Annotated in this window: 21 protein-coding genes; 13 read left to right on the plus strand and 8 right to left on the minus strand. The window is 71.1% G+C overall.

The genetic code is table 11. The features are described 5' to 3' along the window. Positions 1-66: 66 nt before the first annotated feature. Positions 67-975, minus strand: a complete 909-nt coding sequence (locus ACFVHK_RS09795; RefSeq protein ID WP_376928655.1) for a PAC2 family protein — start codon at positions 973-975, stop codon at positions 67-69. A gap of 77 nt (positions 976-1,052) precedes the next feature. Between ACFVHK_RS09795 and ACFVHK_RS09800 the strand changes: the two genes are divergently transcribed. From ACFVHK_RS09800 to lnt, 9 genes are all read left to right on the plus strand, one after another. Next, positions 1,053-1,727, plus strand: coding sequence for an HAD family hydrolase (locus ACFVHK_RS09800; protein ID WP_376928656.1), 675 nt, complete (start codon positions 1,053-1,055; stop codon positions 1,725-1,727). Beyond that, positions 1,724-2,740: a tRNA (adenine-N1)-methyltransferase gene (locus ACFVHK_RS09805; protein WP_376928657.1), complete on the plus strand. Its 1,017-nt coding sequence runs from the start codon at positions 1,724-1,726 to the stop codon at positions 2,738-2,740. The genes ACFVHK_RS09800 and ACFVHK_RS09805 overlap by 4 nt, the downstream gene beginning before the upstream one ends. A gap of 40 nt (positions 2,741-2,780) precedes the next feature. Continuing rightward, a complete protein-coding gene (locus ACFVHK_RS09810; protein ID WP_376928658.1) occupies positions 2,781-3,725 on the plus strand; it encodes an FKBP-type peptidyl-prolyl cis-trans isomerase in 945 nt (314 codons plus the stop codon). Between the two features lie 49 nt (positions 3,726-3,774). Further along, positions 3,775-4,794 carry a helix-turn-helix transcriptional regulator gene (locus ACFVHK_RS09815; RefSeq protein ID WP_376928659.1) on the plus strand — a complete coding sequence of 340 codons (1,020 nt, stop codon included), beginning with the start codon at positions 3,775-3,777 and terminating at the stop codon, positions 4,792-4,794. Then, positions 4,791-5,810 carry a helix-turn-helix transcriptional regulator gene (locus ACFVHK_RS09820; RefSeq protein WP_129235171.1) on the plus strand — a complete coding sequence of 340 codons (1,020 nt, stop codon included), beginning with the start codon at positions 4,791-4,793 and terminating at the stop codon, positions 5,808-5,810. The genes ACFVHK_RS09815 and ACFVHK_RS09820 overlap by 4 nt, the downstream gene beginning before the upstream one ends. Before the next feature lie 63 nt (positions 5,811-5,873). Then, a complete protein-coding gene (tatA, locus tag ACFVHK_RS09825; RefSeq protein ID WP_376928660.1) occupies positions 5,874-6,164 on the plus strand; it encodes a twin-arginine translocase TatA/TatE family subunit in 291 nt (96 codons plus the stop codon). Between the two features lie 50 nt (positions 6,165-6,214). Beyond that, a complete protein-coding gene (gene tatC / locus ACFVHK_RS09830; RefSeq protein WP_129235173.1) occupies positions 6,215-6,979 on the plus strand; it encodes a twin-arginine translocase subunit TatC in 765 nt (254 codons plus the stop codon). A 12-nt stretch (positions 6,980-6,991) separates the two neighbouring features. Next, a complete protein-coding gene (locus ACFVHK_RS09835; RefSeq protein ID WP_376928661.1) occupies positions 6,992-9,421 on the plus strand; it encodes a DEAD/DEAH box helicase in 2,430 nt (809 codons plus the stop codon). After that, a complete protein-coding gene (lnt, locus tag ACFVHK_RS09840; RefSeq protein ID WP_376928662.1) occupies positions 9,418-11,097 on the plus strand; it encodes an apolipoprotein N-acyltransferase in 1,680 nt (559 codons plus the stop codon). The genes ACFVHK_RS09835 and lnt overlap by 4 nt, the downstream gene beginning before the upstream one ends. Here the strand turns inward: lnt and ACFVHK_RS09845 are convergent. From ACFVHK_RS09845 to ACFVHK_RS09860, 4 genes are all read right to left on the minus strand, one after another. Further along, a complete protein-coding gene (locus tag ACFVHK_RS09845; RefSeq protein WP_129234554.1) occupies positions 11,094-11,459 on the minus strand; it encodes an RNA polymerase-binding protein RbpA in 366 nt (121 codons plus the stop codon). The genes lnt and ACFVHK_RS09845 overlap by 4 nt on opposite strands. A gap of 86 nt (positions 11,460-11,545) precedes the next feature. After that, a complete protein-coding gene (locus ACFVHK_RS09850; RefSeq protein WP_376928663.1) occupies positions 11,546-12,298 on the minus strand; it encodes a glycerophosphodiester phosphodiesterase family protein in 753 nt (250 codons plus the stop codon). A 5-nt stretch (positions 12,299-12,303) separates the two neighbouring features. Further along, positions 12,304-13,260, minus strand: coding sequence for an SPFH domain-containing protein (locus tag ACFVHK_RS09855; protein ID WP_376928664.1), 957 nt, complete (start codon positions 13,258-13,260; stop codon positions 12,304-12,306). Beyond that, positions 13,257-13,730: an NfeD family protein gene (locus tag ACFVHK_RS09860; protein WP_129234551.1), complete on the minus strand. Its 474-nt coding sequence runs from the start codon at positions 13,728-13,730 to the stop codon at positions 13,257-13,259. The genes ACFVHK_RS09855 and ACFVHK_RS09860 overlap by 4 nt, the downstream gene beginning before the upstream one ends. A gap of 123 nt (positions 13,731-13,853) precedes the next feature. Here ACFVHK_RS09860 and ACFVHK_RS09865 point away from each other — a divergent pair, with 123 nt between their 5' ends. After that, positions 13,854-14,621 carry an SDR family oxidoreductase gene (locus ACFVHK_RS09865; protein ID WP_376928665.1) on the plus strand — a complete coding sequence of 256 codons (768 nt, stop codon included), beginning with the start codon at positions 13,854-13,856 and terminating at the stop codon, positions 14,619-14,621. 90 nt (positions 14,622-14,711) lie between these two features. Here the strand turns inward: ACFVHK_RS09865 and ACFVHK_RS09870 are convergent, their stop codons facing one another. From ACFVHK_RS09870 to ACFVHK_RS09880, 3 genes are all read right to left on the minus strand, one after another. Continuing rightward, a complete protein-coding gene (locus ACFVHK_RS09870) occupies positions 14,712-15,320 on the minus strand; it encodes an HdeD family acid-resistance protein (protein WP_129234549.1) in 609 nt (202 codons plus the stop codon). Positions 15,321-15,443: 123 nt separating this feature from the next. After that, positions 15,444-16,493, minus strand: coding sequence for a 1-acyl-sn-glycerol-3-phosphate acyltransferase (locus tag ACFVHK_RS09875; RefSeq protein WP_376928666.1), 1,050 nt, complete (start codon positions 16,491-16,493; stop codon positions 15,444-15,446). Continuing rightward, positions 16,493-17,338, minus strand: a complete 846-nt coding sequence (locus ACFVHK_RS09880) for a patatin-like phospholipase family protein (RefSeq protein WP_376928667.1) — start codon at positions 17,336-17,338, stop codon at positions 16,493-16,495. The genes ACFVHK_RS09875 and ACFVHK_RS09880 overlap by 1 nt, the downstream gene beginning before the upstream one ends. Before the next feature lie 66 nt (positions 17,339-17,404). Here ACFVHK_RS09880 and ACFVHK_RS09885 point away from each other — a divergent pair, with 66 nt between their 5' ends. From ACFVHK_RS09885 to ACFVHK_RS09895, 3 genes are all read left to right on the plus strand, one after another. Then, positions 17,405-17,848, plus strand: coding sequence for a helix-turn-helix transcriptional regulator (locus tag ACFVHK_RS09885; RefSeq protein ID WP_376928668.1), 444 nt, complete (start codon positions 17,405-17,407; stop codon positions 17,846-17,848). A 10-nt stretch (positions 17,849-17,858) separates the two neighbouring features. Next, on the plus strand, positions 17,859-18,269 hold the full coding sequence (locus ACFVHK_RS09890) for a VOC family protein (protein WP_376928669.1): 411 nt from the start codon (positions 17,859-17,861) through the stop codon (positions 18,267-18,269). Between the two features lie 77 nt (positions 18,270-18,346). Continuing rightward, positions 18,347-20,731, plus strand: a complete 2,385-nt coding sequence (locus tag ACFVHK_RS09895) for an ATP-binding cassette domain-containing protein (RefSeq protein WP_376928670.1) — start codon at positions 18,347-18,349, stop codon at positions 20,729-20,731. Positions 20,732-20,816: the final 85 nt, after the last annotated feature.

Consider the following 20,816-nt stretch of genomic DNA (forward strand, 5'->3'; position numbering starts at 1 on the left):
GGAACTCGGGCGCGACCGCTGCGACCCCGCCGGCCCGGGCGGTCGATCAGGCGGGCGGATGCCGCGTCAGGCGCCGTCCCGGGGACGCCACGGGCCGCCGCCCGGCTGGTCGCCGCGACGGCGGAGGTAGCGCTCGAACTCCTGCGCGATGGCCTCGCCGGACGCCTCGGGCGCGTCGACCGCGTCGCGGGCCTGCTCCAGCTGGGTGATGTACCCGGCCATCTCCTCGTCGTCCGCGGCGAGGGCGTCGACGCTCGACTCCCACTCCTTCGCCTCGTCCTCGAGCGAGCCGCGGGGGATGCTGAGCCCCGTGAGCTCCTCGACCTTGCCGAGCAGCGCGAGCACGGCCTTCGGCGACGGGGCGTTGTGCACGTAGTGCGGCACCGACGCCCAGAGCGAAACCGTGGGGATGCCGACGCGCTCGGCCTGGTCGGCGATGACGCTGAGGATGCCGACCGGTCCCTCGTAGGTCGAGCGGTCGACGCCCAGCGCGGCGCGCACCTCCGGGTTCTCGCTCGATGCGAAGACGGAGAGGGGTCGCGTGTGCGGGGCGTCGGCGAGCATCGCCCCGAGGAGCACGATGCCCTCGATGTCGGCGGTGAGCGCGGCGTCGATGAGCTCGGCGGCGAAGCCCTTCCAGGTTCGCGCGGGTTCCGCGCCGAGGAGGACGTGCAGCCGGTCGGCCCCGGGCCCCGTGACGACCTCGTCGTCGTCGGGGCGGGCTTCGCCGCTCGGGCCGAGGATCGCGGCGCCGGGCCAGCTCAGCCGCCGCGTGCCGTCGGGCGCGGACTCGATCGTGGGGCGCGTGAACTGGTAGTCGAAGTAGAGTTCGGGGTCGACCGCGGCGATCTCGACGAGGCCGAGCCGCTCCGCCAGGAGCCGGGCGGCTCCGGTGGCCGCCTCACCGGCGTCGTTCCATCCTTCGAATGCCACGACGAGGAGTCGTCCGCCCTCGAACCCGGTCGGCTGCTGCACTCGGTCCGCCCCGCTTCCCGAGTCCGGAACGTCCGGACCCATGTCCACAATAGGCCGTGCCGATAGAATCGCCCGTTGTGACCAAGCGCCTTCCCGCCGCCGTCCTCTGGGACATGGACGGCACCCTCGTCGATACCGAGCCGTACTGGATGCGGGCCGAGATCGAACTCGTCCACGAGTTCGGCCGGACCTGGACGCACGAGGACGCGTTGCAGATGGTCGGCATGGGCCTCTGGGACGCCGCGGAGGTGTTCCGGCGCGCCGGCGTCGACCTCCCGGCCGACGCGATCGTCGAGCGGCTCACCGAGCGCGTGCGCGAGCAGCTCGCCCAGCACGGCGTCCCCTGGCAGCCCGGGGCGAAGGCGCTCCTGAAGCAGCTCCGCGACGCCGGGATCCCGACCGCGCTCGTGACCATGTCGATCCGCTCGATGGCAGAGGACGTCGTCGGCGCGATCCCGTTCGCCGCGTTCGACGAGCTCGTGACGGGCGACGAGGTCGCCGCGCCGAAGCCGCACCCCGAGCCGTACCTGGCCGCCGCCGGTCGACTCGGCGTCGACATCGCCGAGTGCATCGCGATCGAGGACTCGCCGACGGGTCTCGCGGCGGCGACCGCGGCGGGCGCCGTGGTGATCGGCGTGCCCCACATGCTCTCCCTCGACGAGGCGCCCTCCGATGTCGTGTGGGACACGCTCGACGGCCGGACGCTCGACGACCTGGTCGAGGTCCTCACGACCAAGCAGGCGCGCGCGTGAGCCGCGGCGAGGCGAGCGGGCCGTTCCGCGTCGGCGACCGCGTGCAGCTGACCGGCCCGAAGGGCCGCATGCACACGATCACGCTCGAGCCCGGCAAGGTCTTCCACTCGCACAAGGGCACGATCGCCCACGACGAGATCATCGGCCTGCCCGACGGTTCGGTCGTCGCGAACGCGGTCGGGGTCGAGTACCTCGCGCTCCGACCCCTGCTCAGCGACTTCGTCATGTCGATGCCGCGTGGCGCGGCCATCGTCTACCCGAAGGACGCCGTGCAGATCCTCGCGCAGGCCGACATCTTCCCGGGGTCGACGGTCGTCGAGGCGGGCGTGGGCTCCGGCGCGCTGTCGCTGTGGCTGCTCCGCGCGATCGGCCCGGAGGGCCGGCTCATGTCGTTCGAGCGGCGCGAGGAGTTCGCCGATGTCGCGCGAGGCAACGTCGCGACGTTCCACGGCGAGGATCCGGCCAACTGGTCGATCACCCTCGGCGACCTGGCCGAGGCGCTCCCGCAGCAGGCCGGACCTGCCTCCGTCGACCGCGTGGTGCTCGACATGCTCGCGCCGTGGGAGTGCATCGACGTCGTCTCGACGGCGCTGAAGCCCGGCGGCGTCGTGCTCTGCTACGTCGCGACCGCCACGCAGCTCTCCCGGGTCGCCGAGGCGATCCGTGCGACGGGCTGGTACACCGAGCCGGTCGCGAACGAGACGATGGTGCGCGGATGGCACGTGCAGGGGCTCGCGGTGCGACCCGACCACCGCATGATCGCGCACACCGGGTTCCTGCTCACGGCGCGCCGGCTCGCGCCCGACACGATCCTCCCGGAGCTCAAGCGCCGACCGTCGAAGACCGAGTTCAGCGACGAGGACGTCGAGGCGTGGACGCCCGGCGCCCTCGGCGAACGCAACGTCAGCGACAAGGTCCTCCGCAAGCGGGCCAGGGCGGCGGATGCCGCGGCGCGCAGTTCGCGCGGCGATACCGGCGCGGCCCCCACCATCGACCCCGCCGACGCCGACTAGGCTGTCTGCGCCCGTTCCACCCGAGACGAAACGAGGATCCGTGCGCCTCCCGCTCGCACTCACCGCCACCGCGACCGCCGTCGCCCTCGCCCTGACCGGCTGCGCCTCGGCGCCCGCGCCGCAGGCCGAGCCCGGCGGGTCGTCCGACCTCGTCGAGGTCCGCGGCGACTTCGGCGAGACGCCGCGCGTCGACTTCCCGACCCCGCTCGTGCCCGACACGACGCAGTGCACCGAACTCATCGAGGGCACGGGCGACTACCTGGTCGACGGCCAGCAGGCGCTCGTCGGGCTCGCGGTCTACAACGGGACGACGGGCGAGGAGATCCAGGCGCCCCAGGGCTTCGGCGGCCAGGACCCGCTGCCGGTCGTGCTCGGGGCGAACACGCTGACGGGCCTGCGCACCGGGCTGAGCTGCGCGCGCGAGGGGTCGCGCGTCGCCGTCGTCATCCCGCCGGCCGACGGCTTCGGCGACGCGGGCAACGCGGGGCTCGGGATCGGCGCCGACGACAGCATCGTCGTCATCTTCGACGTGCAGGAGGCGTTCCTGCCCAGGGCGAACGGATCCCCGCGCATCACGCGCGACGGCTTCCCCGCCGTCGTGACCGCGCCCGACGGCCGGCCCGGCATCACCGTGCCGGACGACGAGCCGTTCGACACGACCGAGGTCGAGGTGCTGAAGCAGGGTTCCGGCGAGACCGTCGAGGACGGCGACCGGGTCGTCGTGCACTACACGGGCGTGCTCTGGGACGACAACGAGGTGTTCGACTCGAGCTGGGAGAGCGGTGCACCCGCGTCGTTCGTCGTGAGCGAGGGTTCCGGCTCCCAGGTGATCCCGGGCTTCGCCGAGGCGCTCATCGGCCAGCAGGTCGGCTCGCAGGTCGGCGTCGTGATCGCCCCGGAGGACGGCTACGGCGACGCCGAGCAGGCCGGCATCCCCGCCGGATCGACGCTGTTCTTCGTCATCGACATCCTCGGCGTGGTGTGAGGCCGGGCGGCCGCCGTGCCGCCGCGGGCGCTTCAGTATGATCGCTGACGTGGCGTCATCCAAGCCCGCGGGGGAGTCTCGGATACCGGTCGAGGACCGGCTGTTCAGCCTCGTCCTCGCGCTGCTCGCGACCGAGACCGGACTGCTGAAGTCCGAGATCCTGTCGACGGTGCGCGGCTACGCCGAGCGGTACGACCCGCGCGGCGGGAACGCGAACCTCGAGCGCCAGTTCGAGCGCGACAAGGACGACATCCGCGACCTCGGAATCCCGCTCGAGACGGTCGAGTCCCCGGATCGTCCCGGCGACAACCAGGCGCTGCGGTACCGCATCCCGAAGGGCGAGTACGACCTGCCCGTCGACGTGCGGTTCACCCCCGACGAACTCGCGCTCCTCGGCCTCGCGGCCGAGGTGTGGCGCGAGGCCTCGCTCTCGGCCGACTCGCAGCGCGCGCTCACGAAGCTCCGCTCGCTCGGCATCGAGCCGCGCGAACCCGTGATCGGCTACGCGCCGCGGCTGCGGGTGCGGGATGCCGCGTTCGAACCGCTCCGGCAGGCGCTCGACCGGCGGCAGCGCGTCCGCTTCCACTACCTCAAGCCGGGCGAGCAGGCGCCTCGCCTGCGCACCGTCGAGCCCTACGCGGTGGTCCTCCACGAGGGCCGCTGGCACCTCCACGGGCGCGACGTCGACGTGGCGGCGCCGCGGACGTTCCTCCTCTCGCGGATCGTCGGCGACGTGAAGGCGCTGACCGGCGCGCCGTTCGACGCGCCGCCCGCCGACGTGCAGGATCGCGTGCTCGCCGACCTCCAGGCGCTGCGGCTCGCCAACACCGCCGACCTCGTCGTGAGCGCCGGGTCCGATGCGGAGGTGCGGCTCGGCAAGCGCGCGGTGGAGGTCGACGACGACGCCGGGGTCATCCGCCTGCACTACACCGATGAGGTCGTCTTCGCCGACGAGCTGGCCTCCTACGGACCGGAGGTGCGCGTCATCGCGCCCGATACGCTGCGCGACGCCGTGCGGAGCCGACTCGCGACGGTCGCCGCCGCGCACCGCACGGGAGGCGCCGCATGAGCGCTCGCCCGCCGCGGCGGCCCGCGGGGCTCCGCGCGCCCGACAAGCTCGTCTTCCTGCTCTCGCTCGTGCCGTACCTGCTCGAGCAGCGTGTCGTGGACGTCGCCGACGCGGCCGCGCACTTCGGCGTCGGCGAGCAGGAGATCCGGGACGCGGTGATGCTCATCGCGACGTCCGGGCTGCCCGGTGCGACCGGGACCTACCAGCCGAACGACCTCTTCGACATCGACTGGGACGCGTTCGAGGACGACGACGTCATCGTCATCGTCCATCACGTCGCGATCGACGACGCCCCGAAGCTCTCCGCTCGCGAGGCCGCAGCGCTCATCGCCGGGCTCCGCTATCTCTCGGCGGCGCCCGAGAACGCCGACAGCGCATCGCTCGCCGCGCTCACCGAGAAGCTCCGAGCGGGCGCCTCGGGCGAGCCGAGTCGCATCGCGGTCGCCGAGGAGGCCGTCGACGAGACCCTCGCCGAGGTGCGGCGGGCCGTGGCATCCGGCCGCCGGCTCGAGTTCGACTACCTGAACGCGCGCGGGGAGCACCGTCGCCGTCGGGTCGACCCCCTTCGGATCGCCTCGCTCGGCGCCGACTGGTACCTCCAGGCCTACGACCAGCACCGCGAGGACGTCCGCAACTTCCGCATCGACAGGATGAGCGGGCTCAGCATCACCGACGAGCCGATCGGCGACCACACGGGTCGGGTCATCCCGGAGACGCTCTTCCAGGCGTCGCCGGACGATCTCGAGATCGTCGTGGACGTCGCGCCGGAGAGCCTGCCGCTGCTCGCCGACTACCTCGCCGACTCCACGTCGACCGAGGTCGACGGACGCCTGCGCGTGACCCTGCGGCTCGCGCACGTGCACGGCCTGAAGCGCCTCGTCACGGGGCTGCCCGGGCTCGTGACGGTCGTCGCCCCGAAGGAGGCGCGCGAGGTCGTCGCCGCATGGGCCGAGGCGGGGCTCGCGGCCTATCCGGACGACCTGTCCGATCGTGACCCGATCGAAGCAGAGGTGTGAGGGTCGCCCCTCTCGCGAGCAGGTAGACTGGCCGCACCATCCCGCCAGAATGGACGAGCATCTATGTTTGGAAACGCCTTCACCGGTTGGCACGCGCTGATCATCCTCTTGGTGATCCTGCTGCTGTTCGGTGCGCCGAAGCTTCCCGCGCTCGCGCGGAGCCTGGGCCAGTCGATGAAGATCCTCAAGAACGAGGTCCGCTCCGACGGTGACGAGACCGACGCCGACGCCAAGGACGGCGCTGCGGCGAGCACCGAGGCCCCGGCCTCGTCGACCACGTCGGCGCCCGCGTCGACGACGACGCCCGCACAGGTCGAGCAGCCGAAGCGCGCGGACTCCGGCCCGAGCGCCTGAGCCGTATGACCGCGGTGAAGGATCGCGGGGAGAAGAACCGCGAGAAGCGGATGTCGCTCGGCGCGCACCTCGTCGAGTTGCGCAAGCGCCTCTTCCGTTCGGCGATCGCCATCGTCATCGGCATGGTCGCGGGCTGGTGGCTGACGGACGCGTTCGTGTGGCAGGCGATCCAGGAGCCGGTCAACCTCGTCGTCGAAGCCCAGCAGGGCACGGACGCGGCGTCGACGGGCATCATCTTCCCGACGATCTCCAGTGCATTCGACCTGCGCCTGCAGATCGCGTTCACCCTCGGCATCGTGATCTCCGCACCGGTCTGGCTCTACCAGATCTTCGCGTTCCTGGTCCCGGGCCTGAACACGCGCGAGCGCAAGTACACCTTCGCGTTCTTCGCGACGGCGATCCCGCTCTTCTTCGCGGGCTGCGCAGCCGGCTGGTTCGTGCTTCCCAACATCGTGAAGCTCATGACCGGGTTCGTGCCCGAGGGCGCCGAGACGCTGCTGACGGCGAAGGAGTACATCGACTTCGTGCTGAAGCTCGTCGTCGCCATCGGCATCGCGTTCGTCGTGCCGGTGTTCATCGTGCTCCTGAACTTCGCCGGGATCCTGAGTGCGGCCGCGATCATCAAGTCGTGGCGCATCGCGATCCTCGTGATCGTGCTCTTCACGGCGTTCGCGACGCCGTCGGCCGACATCGTCTCGATGTTCATGCTCGCGATCCCGATGATCGGGTTGTACTTCGCGGCGTACGGGCTGGCATACCTGCACGACCGTCGCGTCGCCAAGCGCAATCAGTTGGAGTTCGGCGACGCTGTCTAGGCTGGAGGGGTGATGAGCCTCTCGCCGGCGGAACGCTACGCACTCTCCCGGCAGCAGCGCCGGCAGCCCAGGCTGCAGGAGTTCGCAGCGAACCTCTCGTTCGACCTCGACCCGTTCCAACGCGCCGCGTGCGCGTCGCTCGACGAGGGCCGGAGCGTCCTGGTCGCCGCGCCCACCGGCGCGGGCAAGACCGCGATCGCCGAGTTCGCGGTGCACCTCGCGATGCACGCGGACGACGAGAAGGTCTTCTACACGACGCCCATCAAGGCGCTGTCGAACCAGAAGTACCAGGAGTTCGTCGAGGCATGGGGCTCGAGGAACGTGGGCCTGCTCACGGGTGACACCAATATCAACGCCGGCGCCCGGATCGTGGTGATGACCACCGAGGTCCTCCGCAACATGCTCTACGCCTCCTCGCCACTGCTCGAGCGGCTCTCGTTCGTGGTCATGGACGAGGTGCACTACCTGGCCGACCGGTTCCGCGGCGCGGTGTGGGAGGAGGTCATCATCCACCTCCCCGAGCACGTGCGGCTCGTGTCGCTCAGCGCGACCGTGTCGAACGCGGAGGAGTTCGGCGACTGGCTGCAGGCGGTCCGCGGCGACACGGACGTCATCGTCTCGGAGCAGCGGCCCGTGCCGCTCGAGCAGCACGTCCTCGTGGGCTCGAAGCTCATCGACCTGTTCGATTCGTCCGGTCAGGCGGCCACGCATCGCGTGAACCCCGAGCTGCAGCGGCTGGCGCGCGCCGGCGGCCGATCGATCGGCGGCCGTTCGCAGCGCGGCCGTCGTGGCAGCGACCGCGGCCGCTACCACAAGCCGGCCCCCGGCGGAGGGCGCGCGGAGCGTTCAGCGGTCGTGGAGCTGCTGAGCGGCAAGCACCTGCTTCCGGCCATCTTCTTCATCTTCTCCCGGGCCGGGTGCGACCAGGCGGTGCGCCAGGTGCTGCGCAGCGGCATCCGTCTCACCGACACCGAGGAACGCGCGGAGATCCGCGCGATCGTCGAGGAACGGGCGCGGATGCTGCGCGACGACGACCTCGCCGTGCTCGGCTACTGGGAGTGGATCGAGGGGCTGCAGCGCGGCGTCGCCGCGCACCATGCCGGCATGCTCCCGACGTTCAAGGAGATCGTCGAGGACCTCTTCCAGCGCAAGCTCCTGAAGGCCGTGTTCGCGACCGAGACGCTCGCCCTCGGCGTGAACATGCCCGCCCGATCGGTGGTGCTCGAGAAGCTCGAGAAGTTCAACGGCGAGGCCCGTGTGCCGATCACCCCGGGGGAGTACACCCAGCTGACCGGGCGGGCGGGGCGCCGCGGGATCGACATCGAGGGGCACTCGGTGATCCAGTGGGTCGACGGCCTGGATCCCGAGGCGGTGGCCTCGCTCGCGTCCCGTCGGAGCTATCCGTTGAACTCGAGCTTCACGCCGACGTACAACATGGCCGTGAACCTCGTGGACCAGTTCGGTCGCGAGCGCACCCGGCAGATCCTCGAGCTCTCGTTCGCGCAGTTCCAGGCCGATCGCGCCGTGGTCGACCTCGCCCGCACCCTCCGCAAGCAGGAGGAGTCGATGGCCGGCTTCGAGGAGGCGATGCGCTGCCACCTCGGCGACTTCGCCGAGTACGCCGGGATCCGCCGCCGGATCGGCGACCTCGAGCGGCAGTCCTCGAAGGGCAATCCGACGCACGCGCAGCGCGAGCGGTTCCAACGGGAGCTCGGCGCCGAGCGCAAGCGACTGCGCGCACATCCGTGCCACGGGTGCGCGGAGCGCGAGCAGCACGCGCGGTGGGCCGAGCGATGGTGGCGCCTGAAGCGCGATCACGACGATCTCTCGCGCCAGATCCGCACCCGCACGGGCCAGGTCGCGAAGCGGTTCGACCGCGTCGCGGAGGTGCTGGAGGAGCTCGGCTACCTCGAGCGCGACGGCGCGGGCGGCCTGGCCTCGACGGCGGCCGGCCGGAGGCTCAAGCGCATCTACGGCGAGCGGGACCTGCTCGTCGCCGAAGCGCTCCGACGCGGGCTCTGGGACGGCCTCGACGTTCCGTCGGTCGCCGCGATGGCGGCCGCGCTCGTCTACGAACCGCGGCGCGACGACCGCGGGGTGCAGTACCGGATGCCGAAGGGCGGCTTCCGCGAGGCATTCGACCGGACGCTCGACGCGTGGAGCGAACTCGACGACGTCGAGCGCGACCATCGGCTGCCGGGAAGCGAACAGCCCTCGCCCGCCCTGGCGACGGCGATGCACGCCTGGGCGCGTGGAGCCGGACTCGCCCAGGTGCTCGCGGACACCGAGCTCGCCGCCGGCGACTTCGTGCGGCTGTCCAAGCAGGTCGTCGACCTGCTCGACCAGGTGTCGATCGTGGCCGACGCCGAGCTCGGCGCGACGGCGCGCGCGGCGATCGACGCCGTCCGTCGGGGAGTCGTCGCCTACGGGGCGGCGGCATGAGCGTCGACCCCGCCGCGACCGCGGCACGGGAGCGTTCGACCGAGGGCCGCGCGACGGTCGCGCCGGATGGAGTCCGCGGTGCGGACGCCGCAGCCGGCGCCGATCGCGGCCCGCTCCCGATCCTGCCCCTGTGGGCCGCCCTCATCGTGTCCGCGCTCGGCGGGTTCGTCTACGACCTCGGCTTCCCGGGCGCGAGCGTCTGGCCGCTCGCCTTCGTCGGGATCGCGATGGCGCTCGTCCCGCTCGTCGGGCGTTCGCTGCTCTCGTCGTTCCATGTCGGTCTCGCCTTCGGCCTCGCGTTCTACCTCTCGCACGTCTCCTGGACCTCGCTCTACCTCGGTCCGATCCCGTGGCTCGCGCTGTCGATCCTCGAATCGCTCTTCGTGGCCGGCGGGGCGGTGCTCATCACGCTCGCCTACCGCTGGGTGCCCCTCGCGGGCCGATCTCGCTGGCTTCGGCTCATCGCGCTCCCGGCGCTCGTGGCCGGCCTCTGGATCCTCCGCGAGACCGTGACCGGCACATTCCCGTACAGCGGCTTCCCATGGGGCCGGGCCGCGCTCAGCCAGTCCGAGAGTCCTTTCGCACCGGTCGTCTCGTGGATCGGATCCTCCGGCCTGGGATTCGTGATGGTCGCGCTGACGGCCGGCGTCATCGAGTGGGTGCGCGCGCGCGGATGGCGCGACCTCCGCACCGCCGTCCCCGTGGTGGTGGTGCTCGCCATCGCCGTCGCGGTCCCGGCGTTCCCGACGACACCGACCGGCGACCTCCGCGTCGCGAGCGTACAGGGCAACGGACCGGCGGGCTACTTCGACCCGCGCGAGCAGGGCGACGTGCTCCGCTCGCAGCTCGACGCGACCGAGGCGGTGCTCGGCGACGACGTCGACGTGCTGCTCTGGCCGGAGGGCGGATCCGACATCGACCCGACGCGCAGCCCGTCCGTCGCGCGCATCTTCGATGGGCTCTCCAAGGAGCTCGACGCTCCCGTCATCCTGAACACGGTGACCGTCGAGGGCGAGGAGGGCGACGAGCGCTTCTACAACACCTCGCTGCTCTGGGAAGCGGGGGAGGGTCCCGTCGACCGGTTCGCCAAGCGCAACCCGGTGCCCTTCGGCGAGTACATTCCCGACCGGTGGTTCTACGACGCGCTGGTCCCCGAGCTCACCGGCCTCATCCAGCGCGGGTACTCACCGGGAACCGAACCGCCGGTCTTCGACCTCGGCGACACCGTCACCGGACTGGCCATCTGCTTCGACGTCATCTACGACGAGCTGATCTGGGAGGGTGCGCGTGACGGCGCGGAGCTCTACATGCTCCAGACGAACAACGCCGACTTCCGCGGGACCGACGAGAACCAGCAGCAGCTCGCGATCGCGCGCCTGCGGGCGATCGAGACCGGCCGCTCGGTCGTGAACATCTCCACGGTGGGCACCAGCCAGGTGATCGACCCGGCCGGACGCACCATCGACGCCCTGCCCGCATACGAGGCCGGCGCGATGGTGACCGACGTCGAACTCCGGACGGGGCTCACGCCGTCGGTCGTGCTCGGCGGGGTCGTCCCGCTCCTGCTCGCACTCGGCTCGCTCGCGGGCCTCGCGTGGGCCGGGGTCGCGGCGCAGCGGAACGCCCGGCGCCGGACGAGGTCCGATGCCGGGCGTGCGGGTGCGCTGGACGCCTAGGCGCCGATCTTCTGCTGGCCGCGACGGGCCCGCAGGTACTGCAGTCGCTCCTCGAGGATCTCCTCGAGCTCGGCACGCGTGCGGCGCTCGAGCAGCATGTCCCAGTGCGTGCGGGCGACCTTCTCGCCCGATCGGTCGATCTCGACGGGCTTGGAGTCGACGAGGAGCACGGCGGAGTTGCCGCAGTGACGGCACTCCCACTCCTCGGGAAGCTCGGCCTCGGTCGAGAAGGTCATCACGGTGTCACGACCGCACGTCTCGCAGCGGTACGTGTAGTCGGCTCGGTCGGCGAAGATCACGCCGTCCTCGCTCTGCAGGCTCTGGGCGCCGATACGCATGCCTCGAAGGCTCCGGTCCGCCATGGCGTACTCCTCTCGATCGTCAATCAGGTATAGACGATCAAGCTGGGCATCTTCTTCCCGCAGGCTGAGGTTTTGCCGGGGAACGCTCAGATTCCCGCGATGACGCGCAGCGCGAGGTCGGCTCGATCGGTCACGAGCCCGTCGACCCCGAGGTCGAGCAGGCGTCGCATGTCGCCCTCGTCGTTCACCGTCCACACGTGCACCTCGAGGCCGGCGGCGTGCGCCGTCTCGATGAGCGCGGGGGAGAGGATCCGGAGCCGCCCGACGCGCTCGGGGATCTGCAGGGCGCGAGCACCCGCGACGCCGCGGCGCATCGCGCCCGAACTGCGCGTGCGGGATGCCGCGACCGCGCGGAGCACGGACGTGCGACCGGCCGACGTGACCGACCCGGGAACCGCGGCGGCGAGCCGACGCCGCCGCGCGTCGGAGAATGCGGTGAGCAGGACCCGACCTTCGGCCCCGGCACGACGGACCGCATCGACGGTCGGCGCGACCGCGGCATCCGTCTTCACGTCGACGTTGAGGCGCGCCTCGGGGAACGCGTGCAGCAGCTCGTCGAGCGTGGCGAATCCGTGCCCGCCGCCGAGGTCGACCCCTCGGAGTGCGTCGAGCGAGAGGTCGGACACCGACTCGCGGCGACCGGCGACACGTCGCAGCGTGGGATCGTGCGCCAGCACGGCCGCACCCTCGGCGCTCGGGTGGATGTCGGTCTCGAGGTACTGCGCGCCGGCCCGCACCGCGGCCTCGAACGCGGCGAGGGTGTTCTCGGGGGCCTCGAGCGCGAGCCCGCGGTGCGCCAGGACGCGCGGTGCGGGCGGCTCGAACCAGCCGCCGGTCACGCGGGTCAGCCGGGGAAGCTCGGGCCCGACGTCCCACGGGGCGCATCGGGACCCGCGCTGCCGCTCGCATCGGCGGCGCCGTTCGGCGTGAACGCGTGCCCGATGCCCTTCAGCGCCTCGGTGAGCTCGCTCGGGATGATCCAGAGCTTGTTCGACGCGCCCTCCGCGAGCTGCGGCAGCATCTGGAGGTACTGGTAGCCGAGCAGCTTGGGGTCGGGATCGCCCTTGTGGATGGCGTCGAACACCGTGAGGATCGCCTCCGCCTCGCCCTGCGCTCGGAGCACCGCGGCCTTCGCGTCACCCTCGGCCTTGAGGATGGCGGCCTGCCGGGAACCCTCGGCCTCGAGGATCGCGGACTGCTTGGTGCCCTCGGCGGTGAGGATCGCGGCGCGACGATCGCGCTCGGCGCGCATCTGCTTCTCCATCGAGTCCTGGATCGAGAGGGGCGGGTCGATCGCCTTCAGCTCGACGCGGGACACGCGGATGCCCCACTTGCCCGTCGCCTCGTCGAGCACGATGCGGAGCTGGCCGTTGATGTTGTCGCGGCTCGTGAGCGCCTCTTCGAGGTTCAGCCCGCCGACGACGTTTCGCAGGGTGGTCGTCGTCAGCTGCTCGACGGCGCCGAGGTAGTTGTTGATCTCGTAGGTCGCGGCGCGCGCATCGGTCACCTGGAAGTAGACGACGGTGTCGATCGAGACGACGAGGTTGTCCTCGGTGATCACCGGCTGCGGCGGGAAGGAGACGACCTGCTCGCGCATGTCGACGAGCGGAAGCAGTCGGTCGATGAACGGGATGAGGATGTTGAGGCCGGGCGTGAGCGTCTTGTGGTACCTGCCGAGCCGCTCGACGACTCCCGCGTACGCCTGCGGGATGATGCGGATCGACTTCGCGATCACCACGATCGCGAAGATCGCGATCGCGACGACGACGATCAGGGCGATGATGGGTCCGACGTCGTTCACGCCTGGGTGCTCCTCTCCATGGGGACGACGACCGCCGTCGCCCCGTCGATGCCCGTGACGAGCACGTGCTCGCCCACGGCGACATCCGCCTGCTCGGTCACCGGTGAGAGCCGGGCCGTCCAGACGTCCCCGTTCTCGAGGCGGACCTGGCCGCCCGCGGGCCCGACCGTGCGCACCACGGTGCCGGAGGCGCCGATCAGCGCGTCGACGTTGCTCCTCGCCGGGTCGGCGCCTCGGCGGAGCATCCGCAGCAGTGGTGGCCGGAGCGTCAGGATGAGTGCGACGGCGACGACCGCCGCCACGATGAACTGCGCCCACCAGGGGATGCCGGTGAGCCCCGAGAGCAGGCCGGCGACGCTTCCGAGGGCGAGCATCAGGAAGGTCATCTCGAGGGTGAAGACCTCGATCGTGGCGAACACGAGGATCAGGACCAGCCAGGCGATCCACGCGTACTGAGTCAGAACATCCAAGTCGGTCTCCTTAGGCCCCCGTCTGTCAACCTAGCAGCGCATGAGGGGGCGATGGGGGAGTTGGTAGTCTCGGTGCGGCGCGCAGCGCGCCCGCGACATCCGCACCACTCGAGGAGCCCCAACGTGACCAACCCGCTCGCCCCCGGATCGCTCGACGGCCGCGTCGCCCTCGTCACGGGCTCGTCCCGCGGCATCGGCGCGGACACCGCACGCTACCTCGCCGAGGCCGGCGCGGCGGTCGTCATCAACTACCGCAGCAAGGCTCCGCGCGCCGAGAAGATCGTGAACGAGATCACGGCGGCAGGCGGCCGTGCGATCGCCGTCGGCGCCGACCTGACGGATGCGGCGTCGGTGCAGGCCATGTTCGAGCGCGCCGTCGCCGAGCTCGGCCCCGTCGACCTGCTCGTCCTCAACGCCTCGGGCGGCATGGAGAGCGGCATGGGCGAGGACTACGCGATGCGGCTGAACCGCGACGCGCAGGTGAACGTCGTCGACAACGCGCTCCCGCACCTCGCGGAGGGCGCCCGGATCGTGTTCGTGACGAGCCACCAGGCGCACTTCATCCGCACGACGCCGACGATGCCGGAGTACGAGCCCGTCGCCCTCTCCAAGCGCGCCGGCGAGGACGCCCTGCGGGCGAAGCTCCCGGAGTTCGACGAGCAGGGCGTCGAGTTCGTGGTCGTCTCCGGCGACATGATCGAGGGCACGATCACCGCCACGCTGCTCGAGCGTGCGAACCCGGGCGCCATCGCCGCCCGCAAGGAGGACGCGGGCAAGCTGTACAACGTCGCCGAGTTCGCCGCCGAGGTCGCCTCGGCCGCCGTCGAGCCGATCCCGGCCGAGCACACCCGCTACGTGGGGGACGTCTCGGGGTTCGCGCCCGAGGGCTGATCCGGCGCACGCGGCGCAGGCACGCCGCATGACGAGGGCGGGACCGGTCTGGCCGGTCCCGCCCTCGCGGCGTCTGATCGGATCAGCCCGTCACGACGACAGCTGCATTCCGCGCCCGAACGTGAACGCGCGCACGATCTGCACGATGCCGAGGATGATGAGCGCGATGCCCGTCACGACGAACAGCACGACCACGCCCCAGAGCGGCGAGAAGAGCAGCACGATCCCCGCGACGATGCTCAGGAGGCCGAAGAAGATGCTCCACCCCTTCGATGACGAGCTGCCGGACTGTGCGAGCGCGACCACGCCCTCGATGATCCAGAGGATGCCGACGAGGATGCCGACGAAGATGCCGATGACGACGGCGCTCTCGGTCGGGTTGGCGAACATGACGATCGCGCCGAACAGGAACAGGACGCCGAGGATGATGTCCAGGGCCCTGGCGCCGCCCGAGATCGACCTCGAGAAGATGCCGATGCCGACGTATGCGAGCCCTGCGATCAGGAAGTAGATCGCGAGCATCACCGTCAGGACGACGGCCGAGTCCTTCGGCCAGAACGTGATGAAGACGCCCATGATCAGTGCGATGACCCCCGTCACGCCGAGGGCGATGCGGATCGAGTTCACCGCCGACTTCGTGAGTTCGGCCGAATCGAACGCGAACGCCGCGAACATGCTGTTGGACTGCGGGGAGGACATTGCGACTCCTTCCGGCGCGCCCCTACTGGCGCGCTCGCGTTCAGGCTATTCCCAGCGGCGTGCTCGGCGGTGGAGCCGTTGGTCCCGATCTCCGGCGTGTCGTGCCGAAGGCCCACGCGGCGTTCAGGACCGTCGCGCCTCGATCCACCCGTCGATGCGCTCCCACTGGTCCATGAGCCAGTCCGTCCGCGCATCGTGGTCGTCGGGGATGTCGGCGCGCGGGACGTTCCAGACCTGCATCGTGATCGTCTTGTCGGTCGGCAGTTCGCGCCAGACGTCGGCGACCGTCCTGATGCGGTCGAGGCCGGTGTGCGCGACGAGGAACACGTCGGCGTGCGGCGCCGCGTCGAGCGCGGCGAACAGCCCCGCCGGCCGCGGCGCCATGACGTTCATGAGTCGGGCGGCGCGCTCGGCCGTCGACGTGAGACCGGCCGCCCGCAATCGGTCGATGGCCCGCGCGCGGCGCTCCGGCGTGAAGTTGCCGCCTTCGGGGAAGATCACGAGCGCGTCGCGCTCCTCCATGTCGTTCGCGAGCTCGCCGATGCGGTCCGTCAGCGGGACGGCCGGCGTGGAGCGTCGTCCCGGCGGGCCTGCCCTGCCCACCTCGCCGGCGACGGGCGGCGGCGCGATGAAGCGGTTCGGCAGGCGGTTGAGGACCACGTCGACGGCCGGATCCCACTGCATGGTGTCCTTCAGCACGATGCGCGGGGACCGGTCGAACCAGTTGAGGACGGCGTGGATGAGGATGAACGAATCGCCGGGCCCCGCATGGCGGCTCGCGATGACCCGCGGCTGGTCGTCGTCGTGGAACCCCTCGGGCACGCGGACGTCGATGTCGAGGCGGAGCACCCAGTGCGCGTTCCAGAACAGCACGCCGAGCATACGCGCGACGAACCGGTAGTGCGCGTGCTGGAAGCCGTGCGAGTGGATGCGCCACCCGAACCCGGAGGCGATCCACAGCGCGAACAGCACGACGACCGCCGCGGCATCCCACAGCAGGTAGATCGCGACCATGAGGAGCAGTCGCGGGGTCCGCAGCCTCGGCTCCAGGAAGATCGACGCGATCAGCGCGATCGTCAGCCACGCCGGCAGCAGGGCGACCACGACGAGGGCCAGCACGATCACGAGCGGCGCGAGGATGCCGCGGCGCACCCACTTCGGCGGCAGGCGCATCAGTCCGCGGCCCGGTCCGCCGCGCCGCCGCCGCGCTCGGCCTCGCGGTCCAGGTACGCGGATGCCGCGCCGTGCGCGGTCGCCATCCGCCGGCGGAGTGCGGTGGGGGAGAGGTTGCGCGAGATGCGGTTCTCCTTCGCGGAGGAGGTGCCGGTCGGGAGCACGTGCAGTCGCGTCCCCTCGGCGAGGGCCGCGGTGTCGCGGGCGAAGCGATGCCTGCGGGAGATCTCGAACGCGACGCGGGCGTTGTCGAACTGGTTCCGTGGCGGGGTCAGCGCGTGTTCGATCCGGCCCACCTGCATCACGTAGATGTCCGTCGCCCCGGCGTCGGCGGCCTGGCCGACCGGGATCGAGTTCACGATGCCACCGTCGACGAAGTGCTCGTCGCCGATCCGCACCGCCGGGAACAGGCCGGGCAGCGCCGCGGAGGCCAGTACCGCCGGCACCAGGGGACCGGAGGCGAACCAGTGCTCGGCCGCGCGTTCGACGCTCGCGGCGCAGCAGCGGAACTCCACGTCGAGGTCCTCGAACTCGGTGGCGCCGGCGAGCCCGTGCGTGAGCATCCGGCGGAGCGGCTCGGACGACATCACGTGCGCCCGCCCGAACCGCAGGCCGACGCCGGTCGTGATCGCACGAGCCTCCCTCGACGTCCAGGCGTGCTCGAGCCGTTCGAGGCTCCGGTCGACGTCGGCGGCGATGATCGCCCCGTTGATCGCGCCGATCGACGTGCCGACGACGAGGTCGGGGCGGATGCCGCGTTCGAGCACCGCACGGAGCATGCCGACCTGCACGGCGCCGAGCACCCCGCCGCCCCCGAGGACGAACGCGACCTTGCCGGAGTCCATGGCGCCATTCTGGCACCAGCCGTGCACGGCTGGACTTCGCACCCGCGAGGTGGCAGCATCGCGCTCGTGAGCGCTCGACCCACCGGCCCGGACGTGCTGCGAGACCTCGCGGTGCTGCGCCGCGTTCGCGACCGCATCGATCGCGAGTACGCGAAGCCGCTGGACGTGGAGGCGCTGGCGCGCGGGGCGAACATGTCCTCGGGTCACCTGAGCCGTCGGTTCAGGGCGGCGTTCGGCGAGACGCCCTACTCCTACGTGATGACGCGTCGCATCGAACGGGCGATGGCCCTGCTCCGTCGCGGCGACCTCTCCGTGACGGAGGTGTGCTTCGAGGTGGGCTGCTCGTCGCTCGGCACCTTCAGCACGCGGTTCACCGAGCTCGTCGGCGTGCCGCCGAGCGTCTATCGGGAGCGGCACGCGGGAGCGACCCTCGGCATGATCCCGTGCGTGGCGAAGCAGGTGACGAAGCCGGTCAGGAATCGAGAAGCCGCCGTCGGCGGCCGTCGATAGCGTGACCTCCATGAGCATCACCATCCACTCCAGCTTCCTCCCGCACATCGACCCGGAGGCCTCGCTCGCCTTCTACCGCGACGTGCTCGGCTTCGAGGTGCGCAACGACGTCGGCTACGAGGGCATGCGATGGATCACCGTCGGCCCCGCCGGCCAGCCCGACACCGCGATCGTGCTCCACCCGCCGGGTGTCGGGCCGGGCATGACCGACGACGACCGGAACGCGTTGCTCGAGATCATCGCGAAGGGCAGCTACTTCGGCGTGAATCTCGCGTCGACCGACCTCGACGCGACGTTCGCCGCGCTGGAGGCCGCCGGCGCCGAGGTCGTGCAGGAACCCGTCGACCAGCCGTACGGGCTGCGCGACTGCGCCTTCCGCGACCCGGCGGGCAACATGATCCGGATCCAGCAGGTCGGCTGACACGCCGCCGCACCCCGACGCGTCCGGCGTCGGGGACCCCGCGGTGCTTGGATCGGAACGACCGTCATGGAGGAACGATGACCACGACCCCGAACGTCGCCCGCGCGGCATCCGCCCTGCCCGCCGCGGACGCCCACGACCGGATCCGGGTGCAGGGCGCCCGCGAGAACAACCTGAAGGATGTCTCGGTCGAGCTGCCGAAGCGCCGACTGACGGTGTTCACGGGCGTCTCCGGCTCGGGCAAGAGCTCGCTCGTGTTCGACACGATCGCCGCCGAGTCGCGTCGGCTCATCGACGAGACGTACAGCGCGTTCGTGCAGGGCTTCATGCCGTCGGTCCCGCGCCCCGACGTCGACGTGCTCGAGGGCCTGACGACCGCGATCATCGTGGACCAGGAGCGGCTCGGCGCCAACCCGCGCTCGACGGTGGGCACCGTCACGGATGCGAACGCGATGCTGCGGATCCTGTTCAGCCGTCTCGGCGAACCGCACATCGGCGGGCCGACCGCGTTCTCGTTCAACATCCCGACGCAGAAGGCCAGCGGGGTCATGACCTCGGCGACGGGCGACAAGACCATCGTGCGCGACGTCGTGTACCTCGGCGGCATGTGCCCGCGCTGCGAGGGGCGCGGCTCCGTCTCCGACCTCGACCTCTCGCAGGTGATCGATGAGAGTCGGTCGCTGAACGAGGGTGCGATCACGGTGCCGGGCTACACCGCCGACGGCTGGATGGTCCGCGGGTTCGCGGAATCGGGGTTCTACGACCCCGACACGCCGATCTCCGAGTTCACGGAGGAGGAACGGCATGCGCTGCTCTACAGCGAGCCGAGGAAGGTGCGGATCCAGAACATCAACATGACCTACGAGGGGCTGATCCCCAAGATCACGAAGTCGATGCTCTCGAAGGACCTCGACGCCCTCCAGCCCCACATCCGTGCGTTCGTCGAGCGCGTGGCGACCTTCGCCGCCTGCCCGGAGTGCGACGGCACGCGCCTGACCGAGGCCGCGCGATCGTCGCGGATCGACGGCGTGAGCATCGCCGATGCGTGCCGCATGCAGGTGACCGACCTCGCGGCATGGGTCCGCGGACTCGACCGACCCGATGCCGGTCCGCTGCTCGACGCCCTCGGGGCGAACCTCGACGCCTTCGTCACGCTGGGGCTCGGCTACCTGAGCCTCGAACGGCCCTCGGGCACGCTCTCGGGCGGCGAGGCCCAGCGCATCAAGATGCTGCGGCACCTCGGGTCGTCGCTGACGGATGTCACCTACGTCTTCGACGAGCCCACGATCGGCCTGCACCCGCACGACATCCAGCGCATGAACACCCTGCTCCTGCAGTTGCGCGACAAGGGCAACACCGTGCTCGTCGTCGAGCACAAGCCCGAGACCATCGCCATCGCCGACCACGTCGTCGACCTGGGCCCGGGGGCAGGGGTCGACGGCGGCGAGATCGGCTTCGAGGGCACGGTCGAGGGCCTGAAGGCGAGCGGGACCGTCACGGGCCGGCACCTGGACGATCGCGCGCGGATCAAGCCCGACGTTCGCACGCCGACGGGCGCCATCGAGGTGCGCGGCGCCGACGAGAACAACCTCGAGAGCGTGGATGTCGACATCCCGACAGGGGTGCTCACGGTCGTGACCGGGGTCGCCGGCTCGGGCAAGAGCTCGCTCATCCACGGGTCCGTCTCCCCGCGCGACGGAATCGTCTCGATCGACCAGGGCGCCATCAAGGGGTCGCGTCGCAGCAGCCCGGCGACGTACACCGGCCTGCTCGAGCCGATCCGCAAGGCGTTCGCGAAGGCCAACGGAGTGAAGCCGGCGTTCTTCAGCGCGAACTCCGAAGGCGCGTGCCCGACGTGCAAGGGGGCCGGCGTCATCATCACCGAACTCGGGTTCATGGACACGATCGAGACGCCGTGCGAGGACTGCGGCGGCAAGCGCTTCCAAGCGGGCGTGCTGCAGTACACGCTCGGCGGCCTGGACATCACCGAGGTGCTCGACCTTCCGGTCGCGAGGGCGCGCGAGTTCTTCTCGTCGGGGGAGGCGAGGATCCCGGCCGCTGCGGCGATCCTGGGTCGCCTCGAGGACGTCGGACTCGGCTACCTCAGCCTCGGACAGCCGCTGTCGACGCTGTCCGGCGGCGAGCGGCAGCGCGTGAAGCTCGCGATCGCGATGGGGGAGACGGGCGACGTGTACGTCCTCGACGAGCCGACGACCGGCCTCCACCTGGCGGACGTCGACAACCTGCTGCGATTGCTCGACGGCCTGGTCGACTCCGGCAAGACCGTCATCGTCATCGAGCACCACCAGGCGGTCATGGCGCACGCGGACTGGATCATCGACCTCGGCCCGGGCGCCGGTCACGACGGCGGCCGCGTGGTCTTCGAAGGCACCCCTGCCGAACTCGTCGCGCGTCGCGCGACGCTCACGGGGGAGCACCTTGCCGACTATGTCGGCGCCTGATACCCCACGGGGTATTCGAAGGGAACGGGGGACAGGGATGTGCCTGCATTCGGCCTACGAGTCCGGGGGAGCGATCTACTCGCGC

It is taken from the genome of Agromyces binzhouensis (genome assembly GCF_042672355.1).
Lineage (GTDB): Bacteria > Actinomycetota > Actinomycetes > Actinomycetales > Microbacteriaceae > Agromyces > Agromyces binzhouensis.

Coding starts and splice junctions, on each gene's coding strand:
- ACFVHK_RS09845 (WP_129234554.1), bottom strand. CDS start 11,459: ATGGCGGACCGGAGCCTTCGAGGCATGCGTATCGGCGCCCAGAGCCTG.
- ACFVHK_RS09835 (WP_376928661.1), top strand. CDS start 6,992: ATGAGCCTCTCGCCGGCGGAACGCTACGCACTCTCCCGGCAGCAGCGC.
- lnt (WP_376928662.1), top strand. CDS start 9,418: ATGAGCGTCGACCCCGCCGCGACCGCGGCACGGGAGCGTTCGACCGAG.
- ACFVHK_RS09820 (WP_129235171.1), top strand. CDS start 4,791: ATGAGCGCTCGCCCGCCGCGGCGGCCCGCGGGGCTCCGCGCGCCCGAC.
- ACFVHK_RS09880 (WP_376928667.1), bottom strand. CDS start 17,338: ATGGACTCCGGCAAGGTCGCGTTCGTCCTCGGGGGCGGCGGGGTGCTC.
- ACFVHK_RS09890 (WP_376928669.1), top strand. CDS start 17,859: ATGAGCATCACCATCCACTCCAGCTTCCTCCCGCACATCGACCCGGAG.
- tatC (WP_129235173.1), top strand. CDS start 6,215: ATGTCGCTCGGCGCGCACCTCGTCGAGTTGCGCAAGCGCCTCTTCCGT.
- tatA (WP_376928660.1), top strand. CDS start 5,874: ATGTTTGGAAACGCCTTCACCGGTTGGCACGCGCTGATCATCCTCTTG.
- ACFVHK_RS09875 (WP_376928666.1), bottom strand. CDS start 16,493: ATGCGCCTGCCGCCGAAGTGGGTGCGCCGCGGCATCCTCGCGCCGCTC.
- ACFVHK_RS09895 (WP_376928670.1), top strand. CDS start 18,347: ATGACCACGACCCCGAACGTCGCCCGCGCGGCATCCGCCCTGCCCGCC.
- ACFVHK_RS09870 (WP_129234549.1), bottom strand. CDS start 15,320: ATGTCCTCCCCGCAGTCCAACAGCATGTTCGCGGCGTTCGCGTTCGAT.